The 15,242-nt window shown below is 59.2% G+C and carries 15 protein-coding genes; 3 read left to right on the top strand and 12 right to left on the bottom strand.

Features of this window, described 5'->3' with window-relative positions; translation table 11 throughout:
• Positions 1-196: 196 nt before the first annotated feature.
• Positions 197-997, bottom strand: coding sequence for a pseudouridine synthase (locus tag ACJ5NV_RS14145; protein ID WP_411644701.1), 801 nt, complete (start codon positions 995-997; stop codon positions 197-199).
• Entirely contained in the window at positions 994-1,371 is a 378-nt protein-coding gene (locus ACJ5NV_RS14140; RefSeq protein WP_411644699.1) for a winged helix-turn-helix transcriptional regulator, read from the bottom strand. The genes ACJ5NV_RS14145 and ACJ5NV_RS14140 overlap by 4 nt, the downstream gene beginning before the upstream one ends.
• 126 nt (positions 1,372-1,497) lie before the next feature.
• Here ACJ5NV_RS14140 and ACJ5NV_RS14135 point away from each other — a divergent pair, with 126 nt between their 5' ends.
• Entirely contained in the window at positions 1,498-1,797 is a 300-nt protein-coding gene (locus ACJ5NV_RS14135; protein ID WP_411644698.1) for a YciI family protein, read from the top strand.
• On the opposite strand, the gene ACJ5NV_RS14130 is transcribed toward ACJ5NV_RS14135, so the two are convergent.
• The 10 genes from ACJ5NV_RS14130 to ACJ5NV_RS14085 form a co-directional block, all read right to left on the bottom strand.
• On the bottom strand, positions 1,751-2,743 hold the full coding sequence (locus ACJ5NV_RS14130; protein ID WP_411644696.1) for an aldose epimerase family protein: 993 nt from the start codon (positions 2,741-2,743) through the stop codon (positions 1,751-1,753). The two genes, ACJ5NV_RS14135 and ACJ5NV_RS14130, sit on opposite strands and share 47 nt — an antisense overlap.
• Positions 2,740-4,644, bottom strand: coding sequence for a beta-galactosidase (locus ACJ5NV_RS14125; protein ID WP_411644694.1), 1,905 nt, complete (start codon positions 4,642-4,644; stop codon positions 2,740-2,742). The genes ACJ5NV_RS14130 and ACJ5NV_RS14125 overlap by 4 nt, the downstream gene beginning before the upstream one ends.
• Positions 4,645-4,686: 42 nt before the next feature.
• On the bottom strand, positions 4,687-5,508 hold the full coding sequence (locus tag ACJ5NV_RS14120; RefSeq protein WP_411644692.1) for an SMP-30/gluconolactonase/LRE family protein: 822 nt from the start codon (positions 5,506-5,508) through the stop codon (positions 4,687-4,689).
• On the bottom strand, positions 5,505-6,110 hold the full coding sequence (locus ACJ5NV_RS14115; RefSeq protein WP_411644690.1) for a 2-dehydro-3-deoxy-6-phosphogalactonate aldolase: 606 nt from the start codon (positions 6,108-6,110) through the stop codon (positions 5,505-5,507). The genes ACJ5NV_RS14120 and ACJ5NV_RS14115 overlap by 4 nt, the downstream gene beginning before the upstream one ends.
• A gap of 3 nt (positions 6,111-6,113) precedes the next feature.
• Positions 6,114-7,013: a 2-dehydro-3-deoxygalactonokinase gene (locus ACJ5NV_RS14110; RefSeq protein WP_411644688.1), complete on the bottom strand. Its 900-nt coding sequence runs from the start codon at positions 7,011-7,013 to the stop codon at positions 6,114-6,116.
• Positions 7,010-7,768: an SDR family NAD(P)-dependent oxidoreductase gene (locus ACJ5NV_RS14105; protein ID WP_411644687.1), complete on the bottom strand. Its 759-nt coding sequence runs from the start codon at positions 7,766-7,768 to the stop codon at positions 7,010-7,012. The genes ACJ5NV_RS14110 and ACJ5NV_RS14105 overlap by 4 nt, the downstream gene beginning before the upstream one ends.
• Complete coding sequence (locus tag ACJ5NV_RS14100) at positions 7,765-9,846, bottom strand: alpha-galactosidase (RefSeq protein WP_411644685.1); 2,082 nt, start codon at positions 9,844-9,846, stop codon at positions 7,765-7,767. The genes ACJ5NV_RS14105 and ACJ5NV_RS14100 overlap by 4 nt, the downstream gene beginning before the upstream one ends.
• 2 nt (positions 9,847-9,848) lie before the next feature.
• Complete coding sequence (locus tag ACJ5NV_RS14095; protein WP_411644683.1) at positions 9,849-10,697, bottom strand: carbohydrate ABC transporter permease; 849 nt, start codon at positions 10,695-10,697, stop codon at positions 9,849-9,851.
• Positions 10,698-10,793: 96 nt separating this feature from the next.
• On the bottom strand, positions 10,794-11,750 hold the full coding sequence (locus ACJ5NV_RS14090; RefSeq protein ID WP_411644681.1) for a carbohydrate ABC transporter permease: 957 nt from the start codon (positions 11,748-11,750) through the stop codon (positions 10,794-10,796).
• A gap of 144 nt (positions 11,751-11,894) precedes the next feature.
• Positions 11,895-13,160, bottom strand: coding sequence for an ABC transporter substrate-binding protein (locus ACJ5NV_RS14085; RefSeq protein WP_411644679.1), 1,266 nt, complete (start codon positions 13,158-13,160; stop codon positions 11,895-11,897).
• Positions 13,161-13,322: 162 nt separating this feature from the next.
• On the opposite strand from ACJ5NV_RS14085, the gene ACJ5NV_RS14080 reads away from it, so the two are divergent.
• Complete coding sequence (locus ACJ5NV_RS14080) at positions 13,323-14,126, top strand: IclR family transcriptional regulator (protein WP_411644677.1); 804 nt, start codon at positions 13,323-13,325, stop codon at positions 14,124-14,126.
• Positions 14,127-14,129: 3 nt separating this feature from the next.
• Positions 14,130-15,191: an ABC transporter ATP-binding protein gene (locus ACJ5NV_RS14075; RefSeq protein ID WP_411644676.1), complete on the top strand. Its 1,062-nt coding sequence runs from the start codon at positions 14,130-14,132 to the stop codon at positions 15,189-15,191.
• Positions 15,192-15,242: the final 51 nt, after the last annotated feature.

The following is a 15,242-nucleotide window of genomic DNA, read 5'->3' as shown; positions in this document are numbered from 1 at the left end:
CATGAACGCATTTTCCCCGTGACACGGTTCTGCGCCTATAAATAGCCCGAGGCTTGAAGACCATTCCTGATTGTTCCTGCCGTGAATAAGTGACCGCTGGGACACGGGTCGCCGATGGGCGCGCACGCAAGACTTTGCCCGATAGCCTGAATGGCTTTCAGGTATGAGGTTTGGGGAACCGCCCAAAGCCGTCGGTCTACCGGCGCCGGTTCGGCTTGGGCGCGGATTTCTTGGCAGGTTTGCGTACACGGGTGGGCACAGGCTTGTCCGACAGGCCCAGTTGGTCCCGGACAACGCGCTGTTTCAGCTCTTCCACTGCGCCCTGTTTCAACTGGCCCAGTTGAAACGGGCCATAGCTGATCCGGATCAACCGGTTCACCGTGGCACCGATCGCCTCCATCGCGCGGCGGATTTCGCGGTTTTTGCCTTCGCGGATCGCGATGGTCAGCCACGCATTGGCCCCTTGCTGGCGGTCGAATGTGACGACCATCGGTTGATAGTTGACCCCGTCCACAGTAATCCCTGCGCGCAGCGCATCCAGCTTTGCCTCGCTCGCGGTGCCATTGATCCGCACCCTGTAGCGGCGCAGCCAGCCGGTGCTGGGCAATTCCAGCCGCCGTTTCAGCGCACCGTCATTGGTCAGCAGCAGCAGCCCTTCGGAATTCAGGTCCAACCGTCCTACGGACATTACCCGTGGCATGTCATCGGGCAGGGCGTCAAATACGGTTTCACGGCCCTTTTCGTCACGCTCTGTCGTCACCAGGCCAGCGGGTTTGTGATAAAGCCACATGCGCGGCGGGTCCGGTTCGCCCACGGGGGTGCCATCCACGGTGATCTTGTCAGCCGCGGTGACATTCAGGGCAGGGCTGTCGATCACGGTGCCATTCACACTGACGCGCCCTTCGGCGATCATGCGTTCCGCCTCGCGGCGGCTGGCGATCCCGGCACGGGACAGGATTTTGGCGATGCGGTCGCCTGCGGGGGGTGTATCGGTCATGGAGCAGCTTTAGTCAGGCCAGAGGCTGCCTGCAATGGCGTATCTGCGTCGGCGGGCCGGTCGCTTTGCAGCCACCAGTGATGCATCGCTTCGAAAACCGGTCGTAATAGTAGCGCATCGGGTGTGGCGCTGTATTCCACGCGCGGGGGCACCTCCGCAAAGACTTCGCGATGGACCAGCCCGTCTTCTTCCAATGCGCGCAGCTGTTTTGTCAGCATGGTCTGCGTGATCCCCTCCGCCTCGCGCCGCAATGCCCCAAACCGTTTTGTGCCTTTGAAGATGAGCGTTTTCAGAATCAGCAATTTCCACTTTCCGCCGATCATCGAAAAGATGATGGGGGCTGGACAGATCTCTGGAGTGTCGGTTTCAGCCATGTTTTGCACAATAGTATCATTTTGTGTCTTTAGTATGAGAAAGATGCCTACTTTGCAAATTCGAGTAAATCCTCGAATGTCGAAAGTAGTTCAAGCACCCGCAAAGCAGATCGAAAGGACCACACCATGCATATCATCCTACTAAGATTCGGATCAAATAAATCTGCGGCGCCAGATCATATGGCGTCGCATAAAGACTGGATCGCGAAGGGGCTGGCCGATGGCGTCTTTCAATGCGTCGGTTCGCTGGACGCGGGCGGCGGCGCGGTGATTGCCCATGGTGAAGATACCGATGCGCTGATGCGGCGGGTGCAGGCCGACCCGTTCGTGAAGCACGGCGTCGTCAAGGCAGAGGTGCTCGGAGTCGATGTGAACCGAACTATCCCGGCGCTAGATTACCTGATGGCCCGCGCGCCGGTCGGCTGATTCCTGCGGCAAAGCGCCACTCTGTAGTCTGGCGATAGGTTTCGCCCGGCCGCAGTGTGATCGGGGGAAAACCGTGATTGTTCGGCGCGTCGGGCCAATGCTGCGCCTCCAGCGCCAATGCCTGATAGCCGGGGCGTCCGTCAAAGACCTGCATGCCGGGTTCGGTGGTGGCCATGGTCAAGCTTACCCCGGATTGGCCGGTCAGCCACAGCACATCGCGCAGGGCGCTGCGCTGATCAGACAGGCAAAAATTATGGTCGAGCAGCGGCGCGCCGGGCGCGATGGCGCGCGGCTGGCGGAAATCCATATCCGTGCCTGTCACATCGGCAATCTCGCCGGTGGGGAAATTGCCCGCCGTGCTGGGCAGGTAGCGATCAACCGCGATTTGCAGTTGATGCCCGGTCCAGCAATCGCTGCCATCAAGGTTCCAATAGCTGTGATTGGCGAAATTCATCAGCGTGGTTGCGTCTGTCGTGCCGGTGACATGCATGGTCAGGTTGGCAGGGGCGGTCAGCGTATAGGTCACGCTGACGTGGCGGTTGCCGGGCAACCCGCAAATGCCATCGGGTAAATCGATGGTCAGCGTGGCGCTGCTGTCTGTGACCTCTGCTACCTCCCACACTTGCAAATGCGTGCCTTGCGCGCCTGAATGCAGGTGGACGCTGCCATTCTCGTTCCGCTCCAACTCGTACATCATGCCATCAACGCGGGCGCGGGCATTGCTGATCCGGTTCACAACCGGCCCGATCAGCGCGCCATGGTGGCGCATGTCGCCTTCGTAATCCGCCAAATTTACGGACCCAAGTGTGAGCGGGCGATCAACCCCATGCAGGCGCAGGTCTTGTATCACGGCCCCCCATGTCAGCAGGCTGACCGTCAGATCCCCTGCGCGCAGGGTAATCTTGTGAACGGTCTTGCCGGACTGGGTGGTGCCAAAAACGATCATGTTAGAACTGCCCAATGCACACCTGCGGCGGGGATTGTGGTGCCCTGCCAGTCTTGCGGCTCCGGCGCGTAGTTAAAGACAAAGCGATGCGTGTCCGTATCGCGAATACGCAGCCCTTCGGGCAGATAATGTGTCACAATACCCTGCGCGGCGCAAAGATCACGGATGATCCTGTCGAATGTCGCCTCATCCGGCCAACCAGCAAGATAGCGCAGGTGATCGCCGCCCATGATCGCGGGATGCCCGGATTGGGTGGCCAGACGTACCTTTGCATTGCCTTCAAGATGTTCGAACCAATGCACAAATTGGCCGCTGCCTTGCAGGGTAATTTGTTCGGACGGGGGCAGGCTTTCGGTCAGTGCGACGCTGATATCAACCTCTGGCAATTGTGGGCCAAGCGGTACGGGGATTTCAAGCTCTTGCGTTTTGGTATCGGTGCGGGGACCGATCAGCGCTGTGCCTTTGAAAGCCGCCAATGCGGCGCGCAGCGGATCGGACAGTGTCATGATGCCGGGGGCCAGCACCAATTTATAGGCAGAAAGATCAGCTGTATCAGGTGGCAGGATATCCACGTTCAGCCCACAGCGGCGCAACGCGCGATAGGCGGCAAAGGCAAGGCGAAACATCTCAAAATCCGCACCTTGTGGCTGCACATCCCAGGCCCAGGCGCTTTCATAGTCAAAGATCAGCGCCGCCTGCGCCTGTGCAGTGCCCACGTCAGGCAGCTGTGCAAATTCATCGGCGACCTGCCGGGCCTCGGCCAGCGCAGGTGCGGGGGCGCGATCGGGGCGCAACAGGCCCGCATGCATTTGCTCTTGGGCAAAGGGGGCCTGACGCCAGCGGAAATAACAGACGGTTTCCGCACCATGGGCAAAGGCCTCCCACGCCCAAAGGCGGGCCATGCCGGGCAGGGGCGCAGGGTTATAGGGGGCCCAGTTCACCGGGCCGGGCTGTTGTTCCATCACCCAAAGCCGCCCTTTGCCGACAGCACGGTAGAGATCATGGTGAAAGGCCTGCATATCCGGGTGCCCTTGGCGCAGGAATTTCTGCTTTTCCTCCGCCGTTCCTTCAAGCCGGTCAGACAGGAAGCCAATCGGGTAACTATCCCAGCTGGCGATATCCAGATCAGCGCCGACTTTCCAATGGTCAAAGCTGGTGATCCGGCCCATATAGTTATGGATCAGCGGGGCATCCGTGTGTTGGCGCAATTCATCCGCCTGCACCTTGTTGAAAGCCACCACTTGATCCGAGCTAAACCGCCGAAAGGCAAGCTGATGCGGATGGTTAGGTTCGGTCACGGTCAAATTGGGCAGATCAATCTGATCAAATGTATCGTAATCCATCGACCAGAACACATTGCCCCACGCGCGGTTCAGCGCGTCAGTGGATTGATAGGTCTGCGCCAGCCAGTCCTGAAACCCCCGCCGCGCGACGTCGGAATAGCTGATCGTGGTGTCGTGGCAATCATATTCATTGTCGATCTGCCACGCCGCGATATGCGGGTTTTTCCCATAGCGTTCACCCATCAGTCGGGCGATGCGGCGGCATTCGTCGCGATAGCCCATATGGCTGAAATCATAATGCCGGCGTGACCCAAATTTGCGCGGATTGCCTTGGGCATCAGCGGCGAGCATGTCGGGGTATTTATCCAGCATCCAGCGCGGTGGGGTGGCGGTTGGGGTGCCAAGGATAATTTTCAGCCCGGCATTGCCCAGCACGTCAATCGCGCGATCCAACCAATCCCAGGTCAGTGTGCCGGGGACGGCCTCCATCCGGGCCCAAGCGAATTCACCGATGCGCACCCAGCTTAGCCCGGCGGCGACCATGCCTGCGGCATCTTCTGCCCATTGATCTTCGGGCCAGTGTTCAGGGTAATAGCAGACGCCAAGCGTGCGTTTCATATGCGAGCCTTTTGGATATTTGGAACAAAGCGAAGGGGATGATCAGAGGATCACCCTGTGTTCCGCCTGTCCCGCGATGTCGGTTTTGATGGAAAAAGTCTGGCCTTGTGCCGCGCCGGTCAGCCCGACAGCGGCAGAGGTGCAGTGCAGAATATTCAGATCGGGCCCGCCAAAAGCAGGGCAGGTGGTTTGATCTGCGGGGAAGTCAAAGGCTTTGATGAAATCCCCATTGGCGGTATAGCCCGCAACCCGCGCAGTGCCCCATTGGGCGTTCCACAAGTTGCCAGCCGCATCGACAACCGCGCCGTCGGGGCGGAAATCTGTGCCGCTCAAGTTGATATGCAGGGTCGGATCACCAGCAGGCCAACCATCGGTATCAAGGGCGACGCGCATGATCTTTTGCGTGGGCGTATCTGTGAAATAGGCGGTTTTGCCATCCGGGGCAAAGCAGATCGCGTTGCTGATGGTGATCGGGGCGAAAAGCTGGCGCAGCTCACCTTTGTAGTAGCGGTAGATCGCACCTGCGTCTGCTTCGGCGTCGATCCCCATCGTTCCGATCCAGAACCCGCCCTGCGGGTCAGCACGGCCATCATTGGACCGGGTGACGGTGTTGTCAGCCTCCAGCGGGCAAAGCTCTTCATGATCGCCGCTGGTAATATCAAAGCGATGCAGCGCGCGAGCCGAGGCGACCAGCAATGTGTCGTGGTCCACCCAGCCTGCGGCGCTGACATAGGTATCAAACTGCCATTGCTGGCCCTTGCGGTGCAGCCGATGGCCAAGGATATCAAACCAGAACAGCTCTGCCCGTTCCGGATGCCAAAGCAGACCTTCACCAAGCTGACATTGGGTGGCGTCGTAGATCATCCTGCGGCCTTGTCATAGGCCGCAACAAGATCCCGCGCACGGGTGGCGATATCGGCAACCGACATCCCCGGTTTATAAAGGGCAGAGCCAATGCCGAACCCGTCGGCGCTGGCGGCGATCCATTGGCCAAAGTTATCCGGTCCGGCACCGCCCACGGCATAAACTTGCGTGCCTTGCGGCAGAACTGCGCGGATCGCTTTTATCCCGTCAGGGCCAAGCAGGCTTGCTGGAAAAATCTTCAAACCGTCTGCTCCCCATTTCAGCGCTTCAAAGCATTCAGTGGGGGTCATGACCCCCGGCCAGCTTTGCATACCTGCGGTCTTCGTTGCAACGATCACGCGTTGGTCGCAATTGGGCGACACGATCAGCTTGCCGCCTGCCTCTGACACGCGGCGCACATCGTCAGGGGTCAGCACCGTGCCGGCGCCGATCAGCGCATCATCGCCATGGGCGGTGGTCATCGCCTTGATGCTGTCGAATGGGTCGGGGGAATTCAGCGGAACCTCGATCCGTGTGATCCCGGCGTCAATCAGGGCAGCGGTGGCAGGTACAGCCTCTGCCGGGGTGATCCCGCGCAGAATGGCGATCAGGGGGCGCGACATGGGTTATCCTTTCAGGCTGCGATAGGCGGCTGTCAGACCGGCGAGTGTGATCGCATCGGCCTGCACTTGAGTAGCGGGCGCATGCTGGGCGGCAAGGGCATCAACGTAAAGCTTTGACAAATCGCCTGCGCCGATCACCGCGATCTGTTGGCCCAGCCAATAGGGTTTGGCGGCCGCAAGCTCTGCCCCGATCAGTAGCCCCGACAGGCGGGCGCGGGCCGCAGGGCCGGAAAGATCGTTCAATAGCCCCTCAGCGCGGAGCGAAAACAACTGCGCGGCCAGCTTTTCGGGGCGGGCCATCGCATCGGTCACCGCATCTGCAAAGGCCGTATCATCCCAGCCGTCGGCGGCCACGGAATGCCGCAGGACGGTCTGACTGCCGATGGTGGCGAACAGTTCTCCGGTCATGAATGTCTGAAAGCTGACAACCTCATCCGCGCTGACATGCACCCATTTGGTATGGGTGCCGGGCAGGCAGATCACCCCGTCCCAGTTTTTGTTGCGGGCCAGAAACCCTGCGATCTGGGTTTCCTCGCCGCGCATTACATCGGCTGGGTTGGTCTGCTTCAGGCCGGGGATGACATGAACTTGTAAGTCGCGGCTGGTTGTCGGCGCTTGCACAAACCCATCGGGCAGCGCGGGGCAAGGGACGGTGGCATAGGGGGCTTCGACCCAGCCTTGGCGTGAACCGACCATGCCACAGGCGATCACTGTCGTTGGCCCGTCCATCCACCCGCCCGCGACGCGCAGCAACTCTGGCTCGAACCCGTCCCGGTCCAGCGTGCCCATGCCTTTGTCCGACTGTGCCGCGGCCAGCACCGTGCCCGAGGCGGACATCGCCCAGGCCCGCATATGTGAGGTGCCCCAGTCAACGGCGATCCAGTCTGCGCGTATATCCGTCATCCGGTTGTCACCACCCCTGCATCCACCACCATCATCTGTCCGGTCATCATCGCTGCACTGTCAGACGCCAGAAACAGCGTCGGATCGACCAGATCGGCGGGCATCATATGCTTTGGCAAGCATTGGGAATCTAAGAAAGCAGCCTTGCTTTCGGGCGTGGCCCAAAGCCGTTCCTGCTTTTCCGTCATCACCCAGCCCGGCGCGATGGCGTTGACCCGAATGCCCTGCGGCCCCAACTCGCGCGCCAGTGACCGGGTCAGCCCGGAAATCCCGGCATTCGCAGTCGCATAGACCGCCAGCGCCGCCGAGCCGATCATATAAGAGGTCGAAGCATAATTCACGATGGACCCGCGGGGGGCCATATTCTGCGCGGCCTTCTGGCAAGAAAAGAAATACGCTTTTAGGTTCACCGCATGCATCGCGTCCCAGTCTTCGGGGGTGACATCGGCGAGCGCATAGCGCTGATCATTGGCGGCATTGTTCACCACCGCCTTGAACGAGCCATGGGCGGCGCACGCCTGATCCATAGCGCCGGTCAGTGCTGCCGTATCGGTCACGTCACATTGGATAAACAGGGGCGCGTGGAAACTGCCTTCGGCCAGTTCCGCCGCATAGGCACTGGCGTCCGCGATATCAACAAAGGCCACCCTTGCCCCTTGCGCGACAAAACCCGCCGTCAGAGCCGCCCCAATGCCGCTGCCACCGCCTGTGATAAAGACAGAGGCATCCTTCAGATCGTGAAAGGTCGCGGTCATAGTCTCTCTCCCTCTAAGACCCACATTCTTTCGGGAAAGGACCATGGCAGGGTCACACCATGCTGCATCAGATAGGTGCCTGTCATCTTGATGGCATCGGATTTCAGGATTGGCGTGCCGCGTGACAGATGAGAGGCACTGTCGCGGTTGATCAGGCGAACGCGATAGGTGGCGTCCGGGTCCAGTTCGGTCAGGCGCAGCGGGCGCGGCACGATCTGGCCACTGGTCGCAGCCTTACCGGCAAAGACGACAAAGCGGTCCTTTTCGCGGGCCAGCTGCTGTTCGGCAATCACGGCAGGATCGGCGCTGTCCAGCCGCAGAATATCGGCGCGTTGCATCCAGTCACGGTGGTGCTTCCACCAGCTTGTCACCTCGGACAGCACTGTCGCTTCGTGTTCGCTTAGTTCGCGGGGGTCCATCTCAAACCCCATATGGCGCTGGGCAGCAACCCATGCGCGGAAAGAAATATCAAGCGTCCGGCCAGACGTATGGCAGACGCGCGGCCCTACATGGCTACCGGTCACAGACAGCGGCAGGAACAGTGCTGCATCATGCTGAATGCGCAGCCGTTCCAGCGCGTCATTGCTGTCCGACAGCCAGACCCGTTGGGTGCGTTGCAAAATCCCGAAATCAATCCGGCCCCCGCCAGAGGCGCAGCTTTCGATTTCCACCTGTGGAAACTCTGTACGGAGCCGGTCGATCAGCGCATAGGACCCACGGGTCTGTGCCGCGTCAGGCATCGGCAGCACGCGGTTATGGTCCCATTTGATGTAGTCGATGTCGTGATCGCGCAGGATCGCCGACATGCGATCATAGAGGTAATCGCGCACGGCAGGCAGCGCCATGTTCAGCGCTTTTTGCTGGCGGCCCAGCGTTTGATCTTCACTGCCCAGCACCCAGTCAGGGTGGGCACGGTGAATATCGCTGTCTTCATTGATCATCTCAGGCTCGAACCAGAGCCCGAATGTCATGCCAAGCCCATGCACATGGTCAATCAGCGGGTGCAGCCCGTCAGGATATTTGCGCGGGTCCACCGTCCAGTCGGACAGGCTGCGGGTATCATCGTCGCGCTGCCCGAACCAGCCATCGTCCAGCACAAAACGTTCGGCCCCCAGCTTGGCGGCGCGGTCGGCGATGTCTTTGAGCACCGGCAGTTTGTGATCGAAATAAACAGCTTCCCAACAATTATAATGCACCGGGCGGGGGGCATCAGGCTTGGGCCATGTGACAATACGGTCGCGCAGGTGGCGCTGAAAGGCGACCGCGCAGCCATTCAGGCCCCGGTCGGAATAAGCGATGTATAGCGGCGCAGTCTTGAACTGCGTTGACGCTTCCGTCTCCATCCGGGCGGCATGGCCCCATTGGATCTGGCGGCGGCCATCCTGCAATTCTTCGGCAATCATCCGGTGCCCGCCCGACCAGCCATAGTGAAAGGCATAGGCCTCGCCACGGGTATTGGTGGCCCCGCGACAGGGGACGATCAAGCCGGGAAAATGTTCATGGCCGGTGCGACCCGTGCGGTTTTCGCGGTAGCGCATACCGGGGGCCCAAGCGGTACGGGACAGCTGGAATTCCCCGCACCAGCGGCCCGACACATCAATCATCTCATCCGATTGCTGCGGGCCGGGTAGGACCGGGGCGGCGAGCCAGTGCAGATGCACCGGGCGCGTGGCGTCCAGCGTGGTCTGGCAGGTGATGACATGGGTGTCCGGATCGGATGCAAAAGTGACGGTCAGGGTCAGCCCGTTTGGTGCATCCGTATAGGTCAGCACTAGCGTGCCGTTCTGCGAACCACTGGTAAAACAGAATTTCGGCAAAAGCGGCGTGCCATCCGTGTCGCGCAGGATCAGGCCGGGCTGGCCGGGAAAGCTGCGGGTTGCCTCTGGACAGACCGACAGGTCGGGGTTTTCATCCAGCATGCCGCCGGTCACGTCGATGGCATGGGCCGCGTGCAGCGTGTCCAGATCCTCGGCCAAGGGCAGGCAGGCGCCCCAGTAGACTACCTCTGGCAGGCGGTCGTTGCGGGCGGCCAGAACCAGGGTCTGGCGACCATCATCAATACGGTAAGTACGTGTCATGTCTACTTCACGGCCCCCAGCGTCAGACCGGCAATAAAGTGTTTCTGCATCAGAAAGAACATGATCACAGGGGGCAATGCAGCCACGATCGATCCCGCGCTCATCAGGTGGTAAGCGGCGCGGAACTGGCTGTTGAACTCTGTGATCCCGGCAGTGACCGGCTGGGCACCCGGTCCTTGGGTCAGGACAACGGCCCAGAAATAATCATTCCAGATGAAGGTAAAGATCAGCACGGCCAGCGCGGCCAATGCGGGTTTCATCAATGGCAGAACCACGTAGAAGAAGATACGCCATTCGGCCACGCCTTCGACGCGTGCAGCCTCGATCAGGGGAAAGGGCAGGGCGCGGATGAAGTTGCGCATGAACAGCGTGCAGAACCCGGTCTGGAAAGCGATGTGGAACAGAACCAGACCCAGCTTGGTGTCATACAGGTTCAGGTTCACTGTCAGATCGCGCACCGGGACCATCAGGATTTGAAATGGGACGAAGTTGCCGGCGATGAAGATAAAGAAGATGAACAGATTGCCTTTGAAGCGGTAAACGCCCAAGGCAAAACCCGCCATGCAGGACAGGGCCACCGCGCCGATGACCGTCGGAATGGTGATCAGAAGCGAATTCAACAGATAGCGGGGCATGTTCGATTCAAAGAACACTTTGCCGTAATTGTTGAAGGCTTCAAAACTGCTTGGCCAGCCCCAGTAGTTGCCAGTGGTGAAATCGGCGTCGGGCTTGATGGAGAACAGGGCCACGGCCAGCAATGGGAGCAGCCAGACGATCAGTGCGACGGGCAGGAAGGCCTGATAGGTGATCTGCGCCGTGCGGGGGCGTTTTTGGATCGGTGTGGGAAACATCTTATCGCTCCGCTGTCCCGGACGTGATCCGGGACCTCTTGCTGCCGTTGATGTGGAGGTCCCGGATCAGGTCCGGGACGGTGTCAGCGCTTTGCATCAACGTGCCCCTTTCTCATCGCGGTACATGGTCCACAGGAAATAGGTGATGAAGAACAGCATGATGAAGAACAGCACCACCGCAATCGCCGCGCCATAGCCCATGCGAAAGCCGAATTCGGACAGGGATTCTTCGAACATGTAGAATGACAGCACGCGGGTGGACCCGAATGGGCCGCCATTGGTCATCACGCTGATCAGGTCAAACGATCGCAGCGCGCCGATGATCGTCACCACAAAGGCGATAAAGGTCGCAGGCTTCAACTGCGGCAGGATCACATACCACAGCATCTTTGGCCCCTTGGCCCCGTCCAGCCGTGCCGCTTCGACCTGTTCAGGGTCCACCGCGTTCAGGCCTGTCAGATACAGGATCATGCAATAGGCCGTCTGCGGCCAGAGCCCGGCGGCAATGATCCCATAGGTCGCCGTGTTCGGGTTGCCCAGCACGCCGCCGCGAATATCCAGACCAAACCAATTGGTGATCACATCAAACAGCCCGACGTTCGGCAGGTAGAACCAGCTGAAGACCAGCCCGACAACCACCTGACTGATGACGAAGGGAAAGAAGAACAGCGATTTATACAAGCGGATTCCAGTCACGGTCTGGTTCAGAAACAGCGCGATGAACAGACCGGCAGGGATGGCGAGCAGATACAGAACCAGCCAACGCAGGTTGTTCCAGAACGAAACTTCAAATTTGCGATCCATCCGCTGATCGCCCAGCCCAAGCAGCCGTTCATAATTCGCCGTGCCGACCCAGGTCTTTTCGCCCAAACCGTCCCACGCATGGAAGGAAATCCAGAACGACTGGCCGATGGGAATAATCACATAGACCGCAAAAAACAACATCGCCGGCAGCAGAAACAGCCATGGCGTGATTGCAATTTCGTTACGCTTGTACCAGCCACGTTGCGGCAGTGTGGGGTCCGCGGCGGGCATGGCGGGGGAAACCGACATGGCGTCTCTCCTGATGAGTCAACACATGTGAAAGGCAGGCCTGCCTTGCAGATATATTGACGTGAAAACCCCACCCGGAGGCGGGGTATTGGAATATGGGGTCGGCGAGGAATGAAGAGGGCGGGGAAACCCCGCCCTAATCGCTTATTGGTAGATACGCTGACGTGTCTCTTCAAGACGGGTCAGGATGTCTTCCAGGTTGTCGGGGAAGACCATGAATTCTTGCAGGCCTTCCATCCCGACAGATGCCATTTCGGCGTCAAAATCGCGGTCAAAGAACTGCATGATCCCGCCGGTGGCGTTGTTCGACAGCATTTCAAAGCCCTGCTCCAGGAATTTGTCATCGCCGATTTCAGCATTCGCATTCACAGGCAACTGACCCAATGCATCACCACCGTTGATTTCGGTCTGAACCTCGGGCGAGGTGACAAAGCGCAGGAATTCCTTCGCAGCGTCCATGTTCTGGGCACCGGATGCGATGTGGAACGTATCGGTTGGCGCATCTTCGGCGTAGTCGACATCAGGATTGATCAGTGGGAACTGGTAGAAGTCCAGCTGTTCATCAGTCAGCCCGCCTTCACGCATGGCGGCGACGGCGAAGTTACCCATCAGGTAGGCGGCGGCATCACCGTTCAGCATGAAGGGCAGGGCCTCTTGCCAGCTGTAGGTCTGGTGATCTTCGATAAAGGCTCCCATGTCGATCAGCTGCTGCCAGTTGGCAAATGTCTGGCGGACGCGTTCATCGGTCCAAGGCACTTCACCGCGGGCCAGTTCGATGTGGAAATCATAGCCATTGGTGCGGCTGTTGATGTAGTCAAACCAGCCACCGGCGGTCCACAGGAATTTGGTGCCGATTGTGTAGCACTTCACACCATTGTCGAGCAGGGTCTGACAGTTGGCGATTTCTTCTTCCCAATTGGTTGGCTCGGACAGATCATACTGGTCGTAGATGTCTTTGCGGTAGTAGACGCCCCATTGGTAGTAAGTATAGGGAACGCCCCACTGCTTATCATCAAGGGTCATCGCGCCTTTGGTCGATGCCAGCCCTTCGAATTCCGGCTCGGCCCACAGGTCAGAGATATCAGCGAACAGGCCTGCATCCACATAAGGGCGCATCCGGTTGGCAGCATACCAGTTCACGACATCTGGCGGGTTGGCACCCAGCGCGTTGCGGATCTGGGTTTTCCAGGCTTCGCGGTCAACGATGGTTAGCTCGATGTCCAGGTCAGGGTGCAGTTCACTGAAATCAGCGACCAGCCCTTCCATCACCGCGCGTGGCGCAGGGTTCGACATGTCCGAGATGATCTTCAGATCACCCGACAGTGAAGCATGCGCATCGGCAAAGGCCGATGAAGCAGTCATGCCTGCGGCAACCAGCGTCGCGACCGACGTCTTGTAAATGGAATGCATGGTGTCCTCCCAATATGCTTCCGAATCAAACTTGGTTTCATTATTTGAAACCTTGTTTTGCATATTGATACTAAACCGCGACTCGGCTAGCCTTGTCAACAGTCCAGCGCGGCATCGGTGCATGATCCGACGTTACAAGCAGCCGCCGGACGGGGAGGATCTATGGCAAGCGTGACCGGTGACGGCACAGTGGGGAAAGCATTGCATGTGCTTGATCAGGTGGCGGCCTTTGGGCGGCCGGTGCGGTTCAGCGAATTGCTGGCGCGCTCTGACTACCCCAAGCCGACGCTTTATCGGTTTGTCCAAAGCCTGACCAACCAACAAATGCTGGCCTATGATCCCGATAGGCAAACCTACGCGCCGGGCATCCGGCTGGTGCGGCTGGCGCATGCGGCGTGGGAACAATCCACCCTTGCGCCGATCGCCCGGCCCCATCTTGATGCGCTCAGCGCCAAGGTCGGGGAAACGGTGCATCTGGCACAATTGGACAATGCCCATGTGCTTTACATCGACAAGCGCAACGCAGGCAAACCGGTGCAGATGTATAGTCAGGCGGGTAAAATCGGCCCGGCCTATTGCACAGGGGTGGGCAAGGTGATGCTGGCCTTTTCCGAAGCGTGCACAGTGGACAGGGTCATCGCGCAGCAAAGCTTTCACAAGTTCACCCCGCACACATTGACCAGCCCCGCAGCACTGCGCGCAGAGCTGACCGAGATCCAGACCAACGGCTTTGGATTTGACCGCGAAGAACATGAACCGGGGATCATTTGTATCGCCATGCCCGTCCTGTCAGAAACGGGGCGGTTGCTGGGGGCATTGTCCGTTACCAGCACAACGGCACGAACCGACCTTGCAGGGCTGGAAACATACGCCCCGGTACTGCAACAAACCGCAAAAGATATCGCAGCGGAGGCCCAGAACTGGAGCTTTCCGGATTACGACAGCAAAGAAACAACAGGAAGCTAACTCATGTCAGGTGTGGCGCTGAATAAAGTCATCAAAAGCTATGGCGACGTGCAGGTGATCCACGGGATCGACCTGCAAATCGAAGACGGGGAATTCTGCGTATTTGTGGGGCCGTCAGGCTGCGGGAAATCCACGTTGTTGCGCATGGTCGCAGGGCTGGAAGAAACCAGCGATGGCCAGATCATGATCGGCGACCGCGACGTGACCCGGCTTGACCCCTCGCAGCGCGGCGTGGCGATGGTGTTCCAGACCTACGCGCTTTACCCGCATATGACGGTTCGCGATAACATGGGCTTTGGGCTCAAGATGAACGGCCACCCCAAGGCCGAGATCACGAAAAAAGTGGCCGAGGCCACGCGGATTCTCAAGCTGGAACAATACCTGGACCGCAAGCCATCGGCCCTGTCCGGCGGCCAGCGGCAGCGGGTCTCCATCGGGCGGGCCATCGTGCGCGGGCCAGAGGTGTTCTTGTTCGACGAACCGCTGTCCAATCTTGACGCTGAATTACGGGTGGAAATGCGGGTGGAAATCGCGCGTCTACACAAGGAAATCGGCGCGACGATGATCTATGTGACCCATGATCAGGTCGAAGCGATGACTCTGGCCGACAAGATCGTCGTGCTACGGGCGGGTAATATCGAACAGGTCGGCGCACCGATGGATCTGTATCGCGACCCGGACAATAAATTCGTGGCGGGCTTTATCGGCTCTCCTTCGATGAATTTCGTTGACGGCACGGTCGAAGGCGGCACGGTTGTGGCACCAGGCCTCGGCGCGCGGTTCGACGGGGTGATCCACAGCGCCCACGACGGCCAAAACGTCACCATCGGTGCGCGGCCCGAACATATTGTCATTGATCCGGCGGGAGACACACATATCGTCGATATGACTGAAAGCCTTGGCGGCGTGTCCTATGCTTATCTGACAAGTGAGACCGGCGAAAAGGTGATCGTGGAAGAGCGCGGCGATGACCGGTCTGCAACCGGCGACAAGGTGGGCATCAAGATTGACCCGTCACGTATTCTTTTGTTCGATGCAAAAACTGAGCAGCGTATTCGCGGCTAAAGCCTCAGAATTTTCAAAAATTCTGAACAAAAATCTTCAAAGATTTTTGGT

Origin of the sequence: Loktanella agnita (genome assembly GCF_046640325.1) — a bacterium.
In the GTDB taxonomy this organism is placed as follows: domain Bacteria; phylum Pseudomonadota; class Alphaproteobacteria; order Rhodobacterales; family Rhodobacteraceae; genus Yoonia; species Yoonia agnita.
This window is presented reverse-complemented; position numbering and strand designations above follow the sequence as displayed.

What these genes read in the sequence shown, in the direction of transcription:
- ACJ5NV_RS14145 (WP_411644701.1), bottom strand. Translation starts at nt 997, where the DNA reads ATGACCGATACACCCCCCGCAGGCGACCGCATCGCCAAAATCCTGTCC.
- ACJ5NV_RS14140 (WP_411644699.1), bottom strand. Translation starts at nt 1,371, where the DNA reads ATGGCTGAAACCGACACTCCAGAGATCTGTCCAGCCCCCATCATCTTT.
- ACJ5NV_RS14135 (WP_411644698.1), top strand. Translation starts at nt 1,498, where the DNA reads ATGCATATCATCCTACTAAGATTCGGATCAAATAAATCTGCGGCGCCA.
- ACJ5NV_RS14130 (WP_411644696.1), bottom strand. Translation starts at nt 2,743, where the DNA reads ATGATCGTTTTTGGCACCACCCAGTCCGGCAAGACCGTTCACAAGATT.
- ACJ5NV_RS14125 (WP_411644694.1), bottom strand. Translation starts at nt 4,644, where the DNA reads ATGAAACGCACGCTTGGCGTCTGCTATTACCCTGAACACTGGCCCGAA.
- ACJ5NV_RS14120 (WP_411644692.1), bottom strand. Translation starts at nt 5,508, where the DNA reads ATGATCTACGACGCCACCCAATGTCAGCTTGGTGAAGGTCTGCTTTGG.
- ACJ5NV_RS14115 (WP_411644690.1), bottom strand. Translation starts at nt 6,110, where the DNA reads ATGTCGCGCCCCCTGATCGCCATTCTGCGCGGGATCACCCCGGCAGAG.
- ACJ5NV_RS14110 (WP_411644688.1), bottom strand. Translation starts at nt 7,013, where the DNA reads ATGACGGATATACGCGCAGACTGGATCGCCGTTGACTGGGGCACCTCA.
- ACJ5NV_RS14105 (WP_411644687.1), bottom strand. Translation starts at nt 7,768, where the DNA reads ATGACCGCGACCTTTCACGATCTGAAGGATGCCTCTGTCTTTATCACA.
- ACJ5NV_RS14100 (WP_411644685.1), bottom strand. Translation starts at nt 9,846, where the DNA reads ATGACACGTACTTACCGTATTGATGATGGTCGCCAGACCCTGGTTCTG.
- ACJ5NV_RS14095 (WP_411644683.1), bottom strand. Translation starts at nt 10,697, where the DNA reads ATGTTTCCCACACCGATCCAAAAACGCCCCCGCACGGCGCAGATCACC.
- ACJ5NV_RS14090 (WP_411644681.1), bottom strand. Translation starts at nt 11,750, where the DNA reads ATGTCGGTTTCCCCCGCCATGCCCGCCGCGGACCCCACACTGCCGCAA.
- ACJ5NV_RS14085 (WP_411644679.1), bottom strand. Translation starts at nt 13,160, where the DNA reads ATGCATTCCATTTACAAGACGTCGGTCGCGACGCTGGTTGCCGCAGGC.
- ACJ5NV_RS14080 (WP_411644677.1), top strand. Translation starts at nt 13,323, where the DNA reads ATGGCAAGCGTGACCGGTGACGGCACAGTGGGGAAAGCATTGCATGTG.
- ACJ5NV_RS14075 (WP_411644676.1), top strand. Translation starts at nt 14,130, where the DNA reads ATGTCAGGTGTGGCGCTGAATAAAGTCATCAAAAGCTATGGCGACGTG.